The organism is Gilvimarinus chinensis DSM 19667 (assembly GCF_000377745.1).
GTDB classification, from domain to species: Bacteria; Pseudomonadota; Gammaproteobacteria; order Pseudomonadales; family Cellvibrionaceae; genus Gilvimarinus; species Gilvimarinus chinensis.
In genome coordinates, this window is the sequence record NZ_KB898706.1 from 772962 (window position 1) to 790207 (window position 17246).

A 17246-nucleotide genomic window follows, 5' to 3' on the forward strand; every position below is an offset into this window, starting at 1 on the left:
CAAGACGAACCATTATCTGTATCTGTAGCAAAGGTGGTTATGGGGCTTGATAACCATCGTCATGAGGGCAGCAAGTCTTTGAGAGCAGCGATCTTTCTGCGAAATTAGGGGTAGGTCACACCTACGGGGCAAGAGCTGTGCGAGTTGAGTGGCTGGCATAAATAAGCAAAGGTTTTATCGGGCGGCTGGCTTACCCTCAGGACGGGCAAACTGCTAAACTCCCCGCTATGAACTCAGCGGCCCTCCACACTCTGCAAACTACCTTCGGCTATGACGCATTTCGCGGCCAGCAAGCCGAAATTATCGATACCTTAATCCATGGCCGAGACGCTCTGGTCCTGATGCCCACCGGTGGCGGTAAATCCCTTTGCTATCAAATACCCGCTTTGGTGCGCGAGGGCGTTGCGGTGGTGGTCTCGCCCCTGATCGCCTTAATGCAGGACCAAGTGGATACCCTGGCTCAGCTGGATATCAGTGCCGCTTACTTAAATTCCAGCCTCAACCTGGAGGAAGTTAGAGCGGTAGAGCAAGGCTTGTTGAGTGGCGATATTAAAATTATCTACATTGCTCCTGAACGGTTAATCCAGCCACGCACCCTGGATTTACTGCATCGCTTGCCCGTGTCGTTGTTTGCCATTGATGAAGCTCACTGCGTGTCTCAGTGGGGGCACGATTTCCGCTCTGACTATTTGCAGTTAAGCCTGCTGCATCAGCAGTTTCCGCAAGTGCCGCGCGTCGCGCTAACCGCCACTGCCGATGAGCGCACCCGCGCGGAAATTGTCACTCGTTTACAGCTGGAAGGTGCTGCGCAGTTCGTCAGCGGTTTTGATCGCCCGAATATCCAATACCGGATTGAACAAAAGCAGAACGCCCGCCAGCAGTTACTGCGGTTTTTACACAATGAGCATTCTGCGGATGCCGGTATTGTTTACTGTTTATCTCGCCGCAAAGTAGAAGAAACCGCTGCCTGGCTGAGCAGCCAGGGTTATACCGCCTTGCCTTATCACGCGGGCCTGCCCGCGGCTACCCGGCAGCAAAACCAAGAGCGTTTTTTGCGTGAGGAGGGCGTCATAGTGGTGGCGACCATCGCTTTTGGGATGGGCATTGATAAACCCGATGTGCGTTTTGTGGCGCACCTGGATTTGCCTAAAAGCCTTGAGTCTTACTATCAGGAAACCGGGCGCGCCGGGCGCGACGGTGAACCCGCAACGGCTTGGATGACTTATGGCGTGCAGGATGTGATCAAGCTCAAGCAAATGCTCAGTCAGTCACAGGGCACTGAAGATCATAAGCGCGTCGAGCATCATAAATTGGATGCGATGCTGGGGCTGTGCGAAATTACCAGCTGTCGCCGCCAGGCGCTGTTGTCTTATTTTGGCGAACAGAATCACCCCAGTTGCAACAATTGCGATACTTGCCTCACGCCGCCCGAAACCTTTGAGGGCACAGTTGCGGCGCAAAAAGCGTTAAGCGTTTGCTATCGCACTGGCCAGAAATTTGGTGTAAATCACCTTATCGATGTACTGCTGGGAAAAAACAACGACAAGGTTACCCAATTCGGCCACGACAAGCTCAGTACCTTCGCCATCGGTGATGAGCTGGATACCAATCAGTGGCGCTCGGTGTTTCGCCAGTTGGTGGCGCGAGGCCTGATGCAGGTTGATGTGGCAGGCTACGGCGGCTTAATGCTGACGGAAAAATGCCGTCCCCTGCTAAAAGGTGAAACCACCATTGAGCTGCGCAAAGACACCAAAGTGGATGGCGGTAAAAAATCCCGCAGTGGCCAGGCCGCCAATGGTTTGTCGGGCCCGGATCGAGCGCTCTGGGATCGCCTGCGTGAATTGCGCAAGCGTTTAGCCGCAGAGCAAAATATCGCTCCGTACATGATTTTTCACGATGCGCATTTGATGGAAATGGTCAGCCTGCAACCTCAGGATTTAGACGCCTTTGCTCGTATTTCCGGTGTGGGGGCCAGCAAACGCGAACATTATGGTGAAGCCTTTGTGGAAGTCATCACCGAACACGTACAAAGTCTTGCCGATTACGCCGGTAGTGCTGCCAATGTGAAGGCCACCGAACACGAAACTTTCGCTCTGTTTAAAGCGGGTATGACGGTGGCCGATATTGCGCGCCAGCGAGACATTACTGAAACAACGGTCTATGGTCACTTGGCGGGTTTGATTGAGCAGGGGCAGCTGGATGTGGCCGAAGTGGTGGAGTTGCCCGAGCAAGAGTTGGATACTATTATCGATGCCATGCTCGCTCACGACGATCAACCCTTTAAACTTAAACCAGTGTACGAGGCATTGGATGGTGCTTACGATTACGGGGTGTTGCGCTGCGTAAGAGCCGTTATTGTCAGGGAGACGGGCGAGTGAAAACCGATGTAACTCCCAGCGGACAATGTAAAAACTCCGCCAAAAATCAAAACGCGGAAACACTCGCTATCGCTCTGGCCACGGGCGATGCTGAAACCGCCGAAAGGCTGCTGGCGGAAGGCGCCGTATGGCAAACGGCCTGCGGTAAAACGTTCATTGGTACCGAGATTTATCAGCACCTTGAGCAGCTCAAACCGCCCAAATCACTGGTGATAACTCATGTGCTGACGCACGGCAAAAGCGGTGCTGTCAATGCACAAGCGAAAGCAAAAGAAAGCTATCGCCAATGCGATATTTTCGAGTTCACCAATACCAAGGCAGAGCGGGTAAGGAAGGTTATGAGTTATCGAGTTGCCGTATAGCGGGCGACCGAAAGCGGACGGCTTTGCCGAGGCAGTAGATAAACTCGGTTCTTTCAGAAGCCGGCCTTGCGCTGGGAGTCTCTTTTAGGTTGTTTAAATCAGCAAAAAAGTTTGAGATGCGGTGATAGAGAGTTGCTAAACTTTCACACCTAATAATGGTCGTAGCGACCTGTTAATTGACGACACGTTTGGAATTACTATGCTCAGTCAGTGCTTTACCCGTTTCTTTTCCGCTGCAGGTTGTCGCAACTTCTGGTTGGTGGTGGCAGTTTTAATGCTGGCGTTAGAGGGCGGGGCCCTTTACTTTCAGTACGTTAAACATTTTTACCCTTGCGAGTTGTGCATTTATGTACGCGTGTGGGTGGCGGCGCTCTTTTTGCTGAGCGTGGTCGCACTGTGGTTAAAGCGCTGGCGCTGGGGGCGTGTTGGTTGTGCGTTGACAGGGCTTGGTTTGAGTGTTGGCCTTGGTATTGAAACCTGGAACTTAATGAAAGTTGAGTACGGCATTGGTCATGGCAGTGCCTGTGGTTTTCGTGCCAACTTTCCCGAGTGGGCCCCGTTAGACAGCTGGCTTCCCTGGATGTTTGAGGTGCAGGATATGTGTCAAGCAACACCACCGGTTCTGTGGGGCTTGACCATGGCCCACGGCTTGGCGGTGGTAAGCGTGGGTTTGATTGGTTTTTTCTTTTTCGCTTTGCTCGGTTGTTTGCGCAGCCGTCAGGCCACTATGTAAATCTCGAAGGGTTGTTATGCGAGCGGCACTTGAATAGGCCGCTCGCTATGGCTTTCAATACACTCTCTGCTAATTTACTGCGACGCCTATGGTCAGTGTCGCAGTGTATCCATCGCTTACCGAACCCTTGATGCTGACAAGCTGGCTTTCAATGCCATCGGCAAAAATGCCATCTTCAGCGCATGACCGCACCGGCGTGTTTTGTCCTTTCTCACCATACAGGTCAGAGTTATAAACGGCTTCGACGATGTCATCGGGAAACGCCAGTTGAGAGGTGGCGGTAGCGACCGAGGCCGTATCATTGTAGAGAAATACTTGAAAGTGGATGTGCGTTAGTCGCCCGGCATACCAACCGGGGAAAATAGTGTGGAAAGTGACTTCGCCGTTTTGATTTACGTCTTGAATTCCCCGGCAGAAGGTTTCGCCGATGGTGTTGGCGCCCGGTTGAGAATAGCCGGAGTAAAGCCCGTCTTTATCGCAGTGCCAGACGTAAATAGAAGCATAAGGAAAAGCTTCGCATCCGTTATTGATATCCACCAAATTAAATTTTAACGCGAGCGGAATGCCCGGTTTGTCTTCGTGAATAGTGCCGCGAACATAAGCCGAATTGCTCAGGATGACTGACAGTGGATACGGGCCTTCAGTTTCCTGCGGCATTAGCACACAGCTGCCTTGCTCAGTGCTAATGCTGGGGGAGCTGCTTGCATTTGCGGCCCCCGTGTTGTTACTGGCCGAGCCGCACCCTGCCAGTCTCGTACCAGCCAGCTTGTCATCTAACCTTTGTGACAGGTGACGAGGGCGGGGTTGTGTCAGGTTTAAATCGTTCTTTAGTTTTACAAGCATAAGCCGCGCTCCACTTATTGTTGGCGATTTCAGCGTACGGAATTAGAGAAATAAGCCGAGGTGAAGTTCGTGGGCGCATGCCAGTTTTACAGTTTGATACATTCGTATACTGAGTTTTCAGTTGAAAATGTGGTGGTACTTTTTGGTTAGTCAGCAACAGTACGTTGTCTTTTGGTTAACACTCAGTCAGAACCCTTTTGCTTAAAGAGTAAATTCCAGCGTAAGTTTTAGATACCAATCGCTCGCTATATCCTGATCGTAATCCACATACTCAATATTGGGCAGTAAGCGAAATTCGGGCGAGAGCCGGAACTCGCTACCCAGAATGTACAGCGTGGACTTTGACTCGGGGGAAAACGGCATATAGTCGATGTTTTCACCGCGCGCGCTGGGCTTGAGCAAACGGTCTGCTCGGGCGATAAGTGGCCAGGGTGTTGCTGAGGTTGAGGCGAACACCGAGAAGAGTTCAACATCTCCGGGGGTGTTGTCTCCGCCACGTGAGTCGCGTTGGGTGTAATGTACGCCGATACGACTGGTCTCACTTTGCCAGCGCAAAAACACTTGTTGGGTGTTGGCGCTGGCACTGTGATTTTCATTTTTTAGCTCATCCGCATAGAGTTCAAGAGATAACCGATCGGTTAATGTGAAATCGAGCGATGCCTGATATTTGGCCCGTTGGGCGTGGTCAATGCCAAGACTGCCGCTGGTAGAGGTTGCCACCGCATATCGAACGTTATTGTTAAAGAAAGTGCCGCTTACGCCGAGGCCGAAAATCCGGCTGGTAATACCCTGTAAATCCGGTGCGGTTTTCTCCAGTGAACGAACTTGCCAGAAGGATTCAATTCGTTGAAACGTCAGAGCGCTCTGCTTTCCGAAGATGATTTTATGCTGATGAATATCCCATTCAAGGTAGGCATCTTTTAACTGGTTGCTGAAATCATCGTCCTCGGCAATATGATCTGGGCCATTGGTTTCACTGCGCAAGCGAAGGCTAAAGGGTAGGTTAGAGGGCGTTACGTCCAGAGTTAAATAGAGTCTGCGCAACCACAAGCCCGCATCATTATCCGCAGCATTAAGATGGTGTTTGGGATGGTATAAACGTCGCCAAAGGCGATTAGCGAAGGGTCGATAGACCATTCGGCGCTAGCTTGTGAGCTGGCAATCGCAAGCAGAAAAAAAGGGGTGCGATATACCATCATTACCTCAACAACAAAGAACGGACCATTTAAGTATAGACGGCAACTGTTACTGATTATGTTGCCGCGCTGAGTTTGTGATTCTGGAGGTGATTGAAATACGCCCATACTGTGGGCCCGTATTGGCTAGCCCACCAAGCATGACTAAAAGTGTTAGTATCTGCCAAAACAATTATCTGAGTTCATGGTTATGTTGGAGCGACACCACCTCACATTACTGCGTGCGGTACAGCGAGAAGGAACATTGACGGGAGCTGCCGAAAGCTTGCACTTGACGCAATCGGCGTTGAGTCATTCGGTTAAAAAGTTAGAACAGCGCCTTAATATCGAACTGTGGGAAAAAGAGGGGCGTCGCCTGCGTTTGACCGCAGCAGGTGAATACTTACTGTCGCTGGCTAACCGCCTGCTGCCTCAGTTTGAGCACGCCGAGCAGGTGCTGCAACAAATGGCGGCGGGGGAGCGAGGCGCCCTGCGCATTGGTATGGAGTGCCACCCTTGCTATCAGTGGTTGCTGAAGATTGTGGGGCCTTACCTCGACGCTTGGCCGGGTGTGGATGTGGACGTTAAGCAGCAGTTTCAATTTGGCGGGATGGCGGCATTATTTGGTCACGATATCGATTTATTAGTCACGCCCGACCCACTGCATAAACCGGGCGTGGAATTCACACCGGTGTTTGATTATGAGCAGGTGCTGGTGGTTTTCAGCGGCCATCGGCTAGCGAAAAAAAGCCATGTGCAACCGCGAGACCTTGTGGACGAAGTGCTGATTTCCTACCCCGTGCCCATTGAGCGCTTGGATATTTACAGCCACTTTTTAATGCCTGCTGGCATTGCGCCCAGGCAGCATAAAACCATTGAAACCACCGACATTATGTTGCACACGGTGGCAGCCGGGCGGGGCGTAGCGGCACTGCCGCGCTGGCTGGTGGAGGAGTATGCAGCCAGCTTACCCATTACACCGCTTCGGCTGGGCAACAATGGCGTTGCCAAACACATTTATTTGGGGGTGCGTAATGCTGATCGGCAAACCGATTATGTGGATGCTTTTGTGAAAATGGCCAAGGGCGAAGATGGGTAAAGAGTTGAAAATGCGCTGGCGAGGGGTCTGGGGCCTCGCTATGGTTAGGCCCTGTTGCTTTTACATAATCGTTGCAATCACACAATAACAATTACAGGAGCTACCCATGAAATACGCTATCAGCCTGCTAATGGCTTGGTCTTTCACCTGCAGTGGCCTCGCTGCTGCCGACACCTACACCGTTAAAAAGCACAACGATATTCACTGGGCCGACGCCGATGGCAAAGCGCTTAAGCTGGATATCTACACCCCCGAAACAGACGCAAAAGCCCGACCTGTGGTGGTAATTTACCACGGCGGCGGTTGGTTAATTAACGATGAAAGTGTGATGGATGCCATGAGCCAGTACCTGACTGAACACGGCGGTTATGTGGTGGCGAATATGAATTACCGCTTGCTGACGGATAATGGTAATACCACCACCATGAATGAAATCGTCGAAGACGTGTTTGGCGGCCTGCTGTGGGTCAAGGCTCATATCGCGGACTACGGCGGTGACCCCAATCGCGTTGCCATTACCGGCGACAGTGCAGGGGGCCATTTAACCAGTATGATTTTAACCGCCGGGCGCAACCTGGAAAGCGACGGCTTTGCCGGTGACAGTTTGGGTTTTAATCCTACGTGGTTGCCAGAGGGTAAAACCGCGGAGCAAGTTGCCGCCGAGGACGGCTTAAAAGTACAAGCGGCAGTGGTGAGCTATGGTGCGTTTGATTTGCATGCCGCCGCCAAAGGTGGCTTTGAGTCGTCGCAAAATATGTTTTGGCAATTTGCCAATGCCGAAGCGCGCGGCATTTTTGGCAATGGTATTACCGTTGAGGTAAACCCAGATTATTACAAAGCGGTGTCACCGCTTTATAACATTCCAAGCTCGGGTGAGTATCAACTTGCGCCGCAATTTCATCACGTGGGTAGCATGGATACCACCACACCACCTAAAGCGGTGAATGCGTATGTCGATACACTACACGCCGCTGGCCAGCCTGCTACGATCAAAGTTTATGAGGGTAATAATCACGCCTATATGGACACCGGATGTATTGAAGTGCTGGACAGCTGTTTTGATACTCATGCGGTGCCCGTGCTTAACAATGACATACTGCCTTTTTTGCGTGAGCACTTATAAGCGTGCGGGTGTGTCCCGCGCCACGTGATTAAGTAAAAAAAGCGCAATGAAAATAGCGATTATCGGGCTTGGCTTCTACGCTTAGGTTATGCCTCCGGCGACAAATTATTCAATTAATTTCCCACGGAGGGCGCCATGCCCGATACCACCCAAACACCTCATTGCTGTAGCATTATTCCGAATACGCCGGACCCGGTTGTATTAACCAAAAATACGCGGCGGGTGGAGCTGCACCTTCGTCGAGACGAGGACAACATCACCACGCTGCTGGCTTATGCGGGTGCCGCATCTTTATCGACACCCGAACGAGCGACGGCGCAAAGCCCTTATCAAAATATGGACCAGGCCATTGGGGCACGCCGGGCGATCATCCAGCAATTATTGAACGGCGATTTTCAGCTGCAACGGGAGGGATACCCTATCTGGTCGTTGCACGCCCAAAGGGATATAAAGCAAATGCGCAGCCTCAAAGTCCACTCACAAGTGGATTACCGCTTTGACCCTAAAGATGTTTTTTTAGATTGGTAAATATTTTCTCGTAAAAGTTACATTCCTACCGTAAAGCTTGCGTGCTAACCCGCTGTGGTTGTCTCACTGTTGTGTGATTTTTGCCCGCTTCTCAGGTGAAGTTTGCGAGTTATCACAAAAACTCCTTAATTCTTCGGCATTTGTATGCCTTGGCACGAGTCTCGCTCTGTGATCAGTATCACAACGAAACAGGAGCGACAGATGAACAGTAAAGCTACATGGTTAGGTGTATCTCTTAGTGTATCGGTAATGGCATTGTCTGCCTGCAGCAATACAGACACCGCACAAACCAATACCAATGCCGAAGGTGATGAATATCAATTGGTGAACATGCGCACCGAAAAAGATGTGCGTAACGTCAACGCCGCTCAAAGCGGTTACCACTCGGTGAAAGTCACTGACAGCGAAGCAGCGCAAGAAACCGAAGTCAGTTCGCGCGATCCTGCGCCAGCTCCTACGCCAACCTCTACCTCTTCTGACACTGAGGTTAGTGAGGTGCTGCCGGTGGAGAAAACGGTACAGTTTGAATTTGATTCTGCAAAATTGACACCTCTAGCGAAAACAGAACTTTTAAACCTTCTCGATGCTGCAGAAGATGCGGAAGGCGTCCCCGTACATGCCGCGGTTGATGGCTACACCGATGCAACTGGCCCCAGTGACTACAACCGAGACCTATCCGAGCGCCGTGCCCAGAGCGTGGTGAAGTACTTGGAAAGCCAGGGTGCCGAGGTCGTTAAATGGCAAGTGCAAGGGCATGGCGAAGCTAGCCCCATTGCGGACAATAGTAATGCAGCAGGCCGAGAGCAAAATCGCCGGGTAGAAGTTAATTTACTGAGCTCGCAAGAGCGTGAGCAACTCAGTGCTCGATAAGAATGGGTAAGAAAGCATTTTCTGATTTTGTTTAAAGCAGACGGGGGGCGCTATCGCGGCCCCCGCTGTACATCATGAAGGTTACAGTAAGCCAATAACGATTGAGCTTGTCAGTTTACTGTCCCCACAGAGAGCTCAGAGAACCCAAAAGTTCTTTGCCACCGTTATTGCCCACATAATCCAGAACGATAGGCGCAAACTGATTTACCATCGCGGTATCCATGCCCAATGAGTCGAACACAGTTTTGACGCTCTCCATGTTGGTAACCTGGCTGATGAGCTGCGAAGCAATTCCGCCACTGTTACCCACTGGCAGAATATCGCCTAAAACCGAAGTTTGGTCGTCTGACAGGTTGTTAGCGGCCATGGCCAATAGTGCTGAGGTACCGCCAGCCGCTTGTTCAGAGCTAACACCCAGTGACTCAGTTAAATTACTCAAAAGACCAGAGGGTAAGGCGCTTTCAGAGTTAGAGCCCAGTGCTTTATCCACATCTCCCATATCAAAGGCGTTTGCAGTAACGGCAAAAACCAGCGACAAAAAAGCGATTAATATGTGTTTCATAACATCTCCATTGGTTGAAAGTCGGCCATTGTAACTAGTCGCAGGCTCATAGTAGCGTGATTACTCGCTCACGGCGGCTTTATTTTGCGTGGTTCAATATTTCCCCGCAATAGGCTGGGTGTGAGCCACAAGTCAGAACTGGCGGATTATTCATGCTAACCTATGACTTTTTACCAAGTTAGGCTGGGGGATAAATGTCACGTTGGTTGAAGTCGATAATTCTTGTAGTACTGGCCCCGTTGGCAGGGGCTGATGACACCGCCCCCGCATTGCAGTTGGCGTCGGTAAGCGCCCAAATAATGCCCTTAAACAGTGAGCAGCCGCTGTTTGAAAAGCGCTCTGATTGGGTTATGCCCGTTGCCTCTATTACTAAAGTGATGACCGCCATGGTGGTGCTGGACTCGAAGGCTGATATGGACGAGCGTTTAACCGTCGAAAAACGCCATTTCCCCGCTGCCGCCAACGCCTACTCCCGTATTCGCCCTGGCTCAGCCGCCAAACGTTCGGATCTCTTGAAAATAGCCCTGATGTCTTCGGAGAACTACGCCGCTTATCTGCTGGCCTGGCATCACCCCGACGGCTATGACGCATTTATTGAGGCAATGAACACGAAAGCTCGTGATATAGGTATGCTCAACACCCGTTTTGTCGATTCGAGCGGTCTGTCAGAAAAGAATGTCTCTACAGCCAGTGACTTGATGCGCATGGTCAAAGCCGCTTATCAGTACCCGGCTATTCGCGAAGCCAGTACCAGCTCCAAGCACGACGTTTGGTTCACCCAACCCGGTTACTCGCTGTATTACGCCAACACCAACCCTTTAGTTCGCAGCTCTCGCTGGGAGGTCGAGTTAAGTAAAACGGGTTATCTGACGGAGGCGGGGCGATGCCTGGTGATGGTGACTTCGATCGAGGATGAACCCGTGGCTATGGTTTTTCTCGACTCTTTTGGTAAGCGTACACCCCTTGGGGATGCCGGGCGCAGTAAGCGTTGGATTACCTCGGGCTCGGGCAGCCAGATTGCCGGTGCTGCCCAGCGCTATGAAGCCGAAAAAGCCGCCCAACTGCGTGATGCCGTCATGGCGAGCGATACTCGTGCGCTATCTACCGAGGGGGCGGCCGCCGTTCGTTAATCTCATTTCATCAAATCAAAAGTGATGGGGCGGGGCAAGAGCTGCTATATTCCTTTCACCGGGCCAGCCAAGGCCCGGTAATTATTGAATAACATCTATTTTAATAATACTAAAGTACAACAAGAGAGAATCCCCATGATCAAAACTCACCTGGCTTTGGTGTGCGTTTGCGCCTGGCTGCTCACGGCTTGCAACACGGTACCAGACGATAAAACGCTGAATCAAAACCACGGCTTTACCGCCGCTCAATTAAATGCAGAAGAATTCTGGAATATTCCATACCCCACAGCCTTCGATACCGCGAGTTTGGCTAAGCCGCAAAGTCAGCTGCGTGTCGATAGCCGTTTGGTCGTCAACGAGCAAAACCAAAAGGTGGTATTGCAGGGGGTTAATATCGCCGACCCCGCCAAGCTCGCCTATAACGGCCAGTGGAGTGAAAGGCTGTTCAGCGAAATCGCCGCCTGGGGTGCGAATACCGTGCGCATACCTATTCACCCCATGGCGTGGCGGCGAGAGGGGCAAACTTGGTATTTCCAGCGTTTAGATGAAGCCGTGCGTTGGGCGAACAACAACAACCTCTACATCATTCTGGACTGGCATGTCATCGGGAATATTCAGTCCAACCTTTATCAGCATCCTATGTACGAAACTACCATGGCTGAAACCCGCAAATTCTGGCAGCAGGTTGCTCTGCGTTATCGCGGTGTGCCTACCATGGCGGTGTATGAGCTGTATAACGAGCCGACACACGATTTTATTGGCAATGGTGCTGAGTCTTTGGGAAAGGCGAGTTGGGAAGGGTTGCGCGACATTCATGAGGAGCTGATAGATTTAATTTACGTTTATGATAACAACGTCATCCCTTTAGTGAGCGGGTTTAACTGGGCGTATGATTTGAGTTTTGTCCCTGACAAACCCGTGCGTCGTGAAGGAATTGCCTACGCCATTCACCCTTATCCGCAAAAAGCCAAACCTGCGGTAGATACCAAGCAGGCGTTTTTTGATGCCTGGCAAAAACAATGGGGTTACGTGGCTGAAAATTATCCCGTGATGGCCACTGAACTTGGCTGGGTACGTGAAGATGGCTATGGCGCTCATGTGCCGGTTATTCATAATGAGGGCACTTACGGCCCGCGTATTATTGAGTTTATGGCAGCACGTGATATCAGCTGGACGGCCTGGGTGTTTGATCCAGACTGGTCGCCAACACTGATTAATGATTGGGACTTTACGCCGTCAGAGCAGGGCGCGTTTTTCAAAAAAGTCATGCAGGCGGGCGAGTAATCGAGCTTTGCTAGCGAAGTTTCGTGCTTCGCTAGCCGGTCGTAATGGTTGTACGGCGTTGCAAGTACAGGCGTCGAATAGTGTTTAGGTTGACGGCAATTAACGTGATTTCCAGCAGGGTTAAACCAATAGAGCCCACCAGAATATTGTTGGTTAACCAGCAGCAGGCGCCCAACAAAAAGCCAAAGCGCATCGCAATACCACTTAAGCAAAATACCGTGTAGGTGCCGATGCAGGTACCCAGAATAGGGAAGATGTCGTACCAAGCATCGGACAAATAAATCCCCCAAGCCAAAGATACCGCAATAAAGATAAAGGCCACCAGTTTAGAGCTGGTGTGCAGCGCAAGGGTGGTGCGTACAAGCGAAAGCAGCGCACTGGCTACGGCCGTGTGCGCGCCAAGCAGGGCGAAATGCAACGCATGATTTAAATTCATGGCCACCATAATGCGTTTTAAGCGCAGATCATCGCGCTGGTAAAAACAGGCAATACCCAATGCAAAGCTGACAAAGCCCACGGCCTGGGCAAGGTCGAGTTCGGGAAGCGTCATAGCGGGGTTTATAATATGAGGAAGAAAGGTCGCCAAGTTTACCAGAACCGCGCTTGTTCCGCCATTGGGTTACACGGCGGTTGCTCCAGGACGCTCGACCTGCAGACGCCCCGTTGGTCATAAATTGCCAGTGTTTCAACACTGGCGGCGGTATTGTAGGGGCTCGATACACAAGGAGGGTTAAACCATGAAACTATTTCTTAAGCCTTTATTAGCAGTATGTCTTGCGATCTGCTCCGGCTCGGCGATGGCGGCCGATTATTCGCAGGAGCTAAACGCCCGCTGGCGCGGACTGCTGGAGTTTCCTCAGGGCGTGCATCTGGTGCTGGGTATCAATATTGAAAACGGCAATCTCACTTTGGATAGCCCCAACCAGAGCATGTTCGGCCGGGTCCCTAGCGAATTTGCCCTGAGCGGCAATCGAGTTACTTTTACCGACCAAGAGTTAAATGCCAGTTTCAGCGGCGAGTTAAACGAAGGGGTTTTAAAGGGTAAGTTTACCCAGGGCAAGTCAGTTAAGATTGACTTGCAGCCACTGACTGCGGCCGATCGTGAGCGCTTAACGTTTGAGGGCCGTTACAGTGGCGAACTGCTGATCGATGGGGCTACCGCGCTGCCTTTGCAATTGAATATTGCGGTTTTGCCCACAGGCTACATTGGCACCCTGGATAGCCCGGCGCAGCATTCATACAACATTCCGCTAACGGAGGTCGATATCAATGCTGCGCGTGTCAGTTTTGCCTCGCCCTTGATTCACGCCAGTTACAGAGGTGAATTTAAAGATGGTGCTTACCGGGGCACCTTTACTCAGGGAATGGAGCGCCCCCTCAGTTTTAAAAAAACGCCTTTGGCAGAGGAGGCGCAAGTACCCTCCCCAAAGCCGCAGGCGGGTAAGCACGGCGGCGCCCTAGCTGTGATTACCCGCGCAAATGTTGAAACAACTTACTACGCCGATCACGATGCCAGCACCCAGTACGAGATAGGCTCAAACACCAAAACCATGGTCGCCTATGTGCTGGCGCAAATGCTGGCTGAGGGGCGTCTAAACAGTGACAGCCAAGTCGCTGACTTTTGGCCCGATGTCTCTGCACAGCTAAGGCTGGTGGATTTGGCCAGCCACCACAGCGGTTTGCCGCGCCTGCCGGATAATCTCTCTCTAACACCCGAAACTTTTGCCGACCCCTACGCGGACTATGGTCAGGCCGAGCTGCACGCGGCGCTGCAAGACCTAACCCCGCAGGGCGAGGAGTATCAGTACTCTAATTTCGCTTACGGCATTTTGGGCGAGGCTTTGGCGCGCAGCGCGAGTGTTAGTTTCGCCGAGCTGTTGCAACACCGGGTATTTGCGCCATTGCAAATGCAGGATGCTTTTGTGGCTTTAACGGCGCGAGGGGATCCGGGCAATTTGGTTCAAGGCTACAACGTAACCGATAAACCCGTATCAGCTTGGCATTTTGACGCGCTCGCTGGCGCCGGCGCAGTGGTTGCCACTCTGCCAGATATGGTGAAATACCTGCAGGCGATGCTGCAGCTGGCACGGGATGATAGTGCGCTGCTTGCCACCATGCTCAATCCTGCCTCTGAGTTAGGGCCCTGCTGTATGCATCCGCTCGGCTGGATACTGGGCGAAGATGCCCAGGGTCGTGCCTATGCCTGGCACGGCGGCATGACAGCAGGCTTTACTAGTGTGATCGGATTTTACCTGGACGGATCGCGGGCGATGGTGCTGTTGAACAACCAGTCCATCCCCCTAGGGGCAGAGGCGCTGGCACCCATGCTGACAACACCATGAACAGTATTTTTTACCCGGTTTATCAGGCGCTCGGCTGGTTGGCCTTATACATCGGTCTTACCTTTGTCGTTTCTCTTAAGGCTTTTTTCACTCCGTTTGAGTATCTGTACGGTGCTGTGTTGATAGGCGCAGCGGCCTGTTATTCACATCTGATCCGCCTAGGGTTTAAACGCTGGTTGTACCACACCGCGATTTACTGGCAGTTGCTGTATTTATTCTGTCAGTCGGTAGTGGGTGGTTGCTTTGCCGGTTTGGTGCTTATGCTGTGTGTATATGGATTATCGGTCGCCGGCATCGCCGACCCAATAGCGCCTGGGCAGCAGTGGCTGGTATTTAAAATGGTGTTCTGGGGCAATGCGGCTAACATGATTACCGCACTGGTTTTGTGGAGCGCTATTTACCTGACCATCATAAAAACCAGACAACTGCGGGAAATGAATCAGGCGTTAGCTTCCAGTCAGTTAGACGTGCTGATTCAACAGCTAAGCCCGCATTTTTTGTTTAATGTGCTCAATAATATCCGCGCGATGATTTTGCACGACCCGGCCAAATCCCGTGAAGCGCTGGCGCAGCTGGCGGATATGTTGCGCTACAATTTACAGCGCGATAACAGCAGCAAAGTCAGCCTCGCCGAAGAGCTGGAAATAGTGCGCGAATACATCGCCTTGTGTCAGCTGCATTATGAAGACAGGCTTATTTTTAACGCGGAGGTCGAACCCACCGCACTTGAGTGTTTAATCCCGCGCATGCTGCTGCAGCTGGTAGTGGAAAATGCCATCAAACACGGCATTAGCAAATTGCCGCGCGGTGGAGAGGTTGTTCTGCAGATAACAATGGAGGACGAGACCCTGTTGATTGCCATCCAAAATCCCTGTCCGCGTGCGAGCGACACGGCCTGTGAAAACAAACCAGGCATTGGCTTGCACAATGTCGAGCGGCGCCTGGCCTTAATGTACCCGGCCAAGGTTGCACAGCTGGATTATCAGCGTACCACAGGGGAAGATCACGATCGTGTCAGGGTGATGGTATCCCTGCCCGCGGAGGCCGCCTCATGCGCGTAGCCATTGTCGACGACAGCCGCCTGGCACGTGTCGAGCTCAAGCAGCAGTTGGCCGAACTCGGGCACACCGCAGCAGTGCTGGAAGCGGCCACCGTGGCCGAGGCGGTGTCGCTGCTGGGACGGGAGTCGCCGGATCTGTTGTTGTTGGATATTGATTTGCCCGACGGCAGTGGCTTTGATGTACTACAGCAGGCCGCGACGGTACCCCAGGTTATTTTTGTTACCGCGTTTGATGAATATGCCCTGCGCTCATTTGAAGTAAACGCACTGGATTATTTACTCAAGCCGGTGCGCCAAGAGCGTTTGGCTGCGGCGCTGGCCAAGGTACAACAAAGCCGCCCGCAATTGCAGCGGCTAAAATCCGACAATCGCATTTTTATCAAAGACGGCGAACGCTGTTTCTTCGTCAGCCTCGCCGATGTTTACGCTTTTGAAGCTATGGGCAATTACACCAAGGTTCATCTCGCCGACGCCGCGCCCTCGGTATATCGACCTATCAGTGCTATCGCCGAGCGGCTCGACAGTTCGCAGTTCTTTCGCGCCAGCCGCAGCTGGATTATTAATACCGCCTACATTGAAGTGATAGAGCCAGCGGTCAGCGGCGGTTTTGTTGTAACGCTTCGAAACAACCTCGAAGTGCTTATTTCAAAGCGCCAAGGGGTGGAATTTCGGCGCTTGTGGTCGCTGTGACTTTTTGTAAGGCCAGGTTGTGTGACAATTAATGTAATCGGTTTCTTGGTTTGTGCCTTTATCGGGGGCTTAAATCTCGTGCACTTGCTGCTGCTTTTTTTGCAAAACATCTGTAACTAGAGTCTTTTCCGCTTATTCGGCGCTGATTGTTAACCAATTTTCCCCTAATATATGGCGCAAATAAAATTTGGGTTTGGATAGGCCAATAGATTCAGATAGAATTAAATTGGTAAGCCCAGTTATTTATTTTGGTTTGGCAAAATCTCGATCTGAGGATTCTGGTAGATGAAAAAACGCGCGCCGCTTGTGGTAGCAAATTGGAAACTGAATGGTGGTACGGATCTTATCTGTACCTCGGTGGCTTCTTTTCTGACCAAAAGCTTTAAGGCTGAAATTGGTATCGCGCCACCCTATGTGTACATCAGTGACATGGTGAGCTTTTTGCGCAACTCCGCCATTATGGTCGGTAGTCAGAATGTGAGTAAATTTGCCTCAGGCGCTTTTACTGGGGAAACATCAGCGCAAATGCTCAAAGAGGTAGGATGTGGTTTTTGTTTAATCGGTCATTCTGAACGGCGTCAGGTGTTCCTTGAAAATGACGCTTCCTGTCACACCAAAATTGAACGCGCGCTTACCGCTGAATTAATGCCCATATTGTGTGTGGGTGAGAATAACCAGCAGCACGAGTTAGGCTTAACTCAGGATATTTTATACCGTCAGTTGCATCAGGCTTTGCCCGGTCTGGAATTGCAGGGCAAGCGTCTTTGCATAGCCTATGAGCCCGTGTGGGCTATCGGTACAGGCAAGGCGGCCACCGCTGAGCAGGTTCAACAAGTACACGAATACATACATCAGGAGTTGGTTGAAATTCTGGGTGCTGAAGCCGCCGGCCAAGTGCAAATTCTCTACGGTGGCAGTGTGAAAAAAGATAACGCGGCCGAGCTTTTGGCTATGCCCAATGTGGATGGATTATTGGTCGGTGGTGCCAGCTTAGACCCCGAGCACTTTACCCAAATATGCTCCATCGCTAATGATGTTGCCCCTTAGTACAGCCCAGCCTCAACTTA

17 protein-coding genes are annotated in these 17246 nt (G+C 51.6%); 13 read left to right on the top strand and 4 right to left on the bottom strand.

Annotated elements, in window-relative coordinates; translation table 11 throughout:
• Positions 1 to 227 precede the first annotated feature (227 nt).
• The 3 genes from recQ (at position 228) to D568_RS19115 (ending at position 3473) form a co-directional block, all read left to right on the top strand.
• Positions 228 to 2378, top strand: coding sequence for a DNA helicase RecQ (recQ, locus tag D568_RS0103530; RefSeq protein WP_020208192.1), 2151 nt, complete (start codon positions 228 to 230; stop codon positions 2376 to 2378).
• Entirely contained in the window at positions 2375 to 2740 is a 366-nt protein-coding gene (locus D568_RS0103535; RefSeq protein WP_020208193.1) for a nuclear transport factor 2-like protein, read from the top strand. Before recQ ends, D568_RS0103535 begins: the two co-directional genes overlap by 4 nt.
• Before the next feature lie 199 nt (positions 2741 to 2939).
• The gene (locus D568_RS19115) at positions 2940 to 3473 is read left to right on the top strand and encodes a disulfide bond formation protein B (protein WP_020208194.1); all 534 of its coding nucleotides are present in this window, start codon (positions 2940 to 2942) and stop codon (positions 3471 to 3473) included.
• Between the two features lie 69 nt (positions 3474 to 3542).
• Here the strand turns inward: D568_RS19115 and D568_RS0103545 are convergent, their stop codons facing one another.
• Positions 3543 to 4316: an intradiol ring-cleavage dioxygenase gene (locus D568_RS0103545; RefSeq protein ID WP_020208195.1), complete on the bottom strand. Its 774-nt coding sequence runs from the start codon at positions 4314 to 4316 to the stop codon at positions 3543 to 3545.
• Positions 4317 to 4517: 201 nt separating this feature from the next.
• Complete coding sequence (locus D568_RS0103550; RefSeq protein ID WP_157497605.1) at positions 4518 to 5453, bottom strand: hypothetical protein; 936 nt, start codon at positions 5451 to 5453, stop codon at positions 4518 to 4520.
• Between the two features lie 249 nt (positions 5454 to 5702).
• Between D568_RS0103550 and D568_RS0103560 the strand changes: the two genes are divergently transcribed.
• The 4 genes from D568_RS0103560 (at position 5703) to D568_RS20935 (ending at position 9111) form a co-directional block, all read left to right on the top strand.
• Positions 5703 to 6590 carry a LysR family transcriptional regulator gene (locus tag D568_RS0103560; RefSeq protein WP_026286832.1) on the top strand — a complete coding sequence of 296 codons (888 nt, stop codon included), beginning with the start codon at positions 5703 to 5705 and terminating at the stop codon, positions 6588 to 6590.
• A gap of 106 nt (positions 6591 to 6696) precedes the next feature.
• Complete coding sequence (locus D568_RS0103565) at positions 6697 to 7713, top strand: alpha/beta hydrolase (protein ID WP_020208199.1); 1017 nt, start codon at positions 6697 to 6699, stop codon at positions 7711 to 7713.
• A 135-nt stretch (positions 7714 to 7848) separates the two neighbouring features.
• Positions 7849 to 8241, top strand: a complete 393-nt coding sequence (locus D568_RS0103570; protein ID WP_020208200.1) for a PA4575 family protein — start codon at positions 7849 to 7851, stop codon at positions 8239 to 8241.
• A 201-nt stretch (positions 8242 to 8442) separates the two neighbouring features.
• Entirely contained in the window at positions 8443 to 9111 is a 669-nt protein-coding gene (locus D568_RS20935; RefSeq protein ID WP_020208201.1) for an OmpA family protein, read from the top strand.
• Positions 9112 to 9226: 115 nt separating this feature from the next.
• On the opposite strand, the gene D568_RS0103580 is transcribed toward D568_RS20935, so the two are convergent.
• Positions 9227 to 9673, bottom strand: coding sequence for a DUF2780 domain-containing protein (locus tag D568_RS0103580; RefSeq protein ID WP_020208202.1), 447 nt, complete (start codon positions 9671 to 9673; stop codon positions 9227 to 9229).
• Between the two features lie 194 nt (positions 9674 to 9867).
• Here D568_RS0103580 and pbpG point away from each other — a divergent pair, with 194 nt between their 5' ends.
• Both pbpG and D568_RS0103590 read left to right on the top strand, forming a co-directional pair.
• Complete coding sequence (gene pbpG, locus D568_RS0103585) at positions 9868 to 10803, top strand: D-alanyl-D-alanine endopeptidase (protein WP_020208203.1); 936 nt, start codon at positions 9868 to 9870, stop codon at positions 10801 to 10803.
• A gap of 135 nt (positions 10804 to 10938) precedes the next feature.
• Positions 10939 to 12087, top strand: coding sequence for a glycoside hydrolase family 5 protein (locus D568_RS0103590; RefSeq protein ID WP_020208204.1), 1149 nt, complete (start codon positions 10939 to 10941; stop codon positions 12085 to 12087).
• A 31-nt stretch (positions 12088 to 12118) separates the two neighbouring features.
• Here the strand turns inward: D568_RS0103590 and D568_RS0103595 are convergent, their stop codons facing one another.
• Entirely contained in the window at positions 12119 to 12637 is a 519-nt protein-coding gene (locus D568_RS0103595) for a YgjV family protein (RefSeq protein WP_020208205.1), read from the bottom strand.
• Between the two features lie 187 nt (positions 12638 to 12824).
• Between D568_RS0103595 and D568_RS20940 the strand changes: the two genes are divergently transcribed.
• The 4 genes from D568_RS20940 (at position 12825) to tpiA (ending at position 17226) form a co-directional block, all read left to right on the top strand.
• Positions 12825 to 14429, top strand: a complete 1605-nt coding sequence (locus D568_RS20940; RefSeq protein WP_020208206.1) for a serine hydrolase domain-containing protein — start codon at positions 12825 to 12827, stop codon at positions 14427 to 14429.
• Positions 14426 to 15490: a sensor histidine kinase gene (locus D568_RS0103605; RefSeq protein ID WP_020208207.1), complete on the top strand. Its 1065-nt coding sequence runs from the start codon at positions 14426 to 14428 to the stop codon at positions 15488 to 15490. The genes D568_RS20940 and D568_RS0103605 overlap by 4 nt, the downstream gene beginning before the upstream one ends.
• A complete protein-coding gene (locus D568_RS0103610; protein ID WP_020208208.1) occupies positions 15481 to 16179 on the top strand; it encodes a LytR/AlgR family response regulator transcription factor in 699 nt (232 codons plus the stop codon). Before D568_RS0103605 ends, D568_RS0103610 begins: the two co-directional genes overlap by 10 nt.
• A gap of 285 nt (positions 16180 to 16464) precedes the next feature.
• The gene (tpiA, locus tag D568_RS0103615; RefSeq protein WP_020208209.1) at positions 16465 to 17226 is read left to right on the top strand and encodes a triose-phosphate isomerase; all 762 of its coding nucleotides are present in this window, start codon (positions 16465 to 16467) and stop codon (positions 17224 to 17226) included.
• The last annotated feature ends 20 nt before the right edge of the window (positions 17227 to 17246 follow it).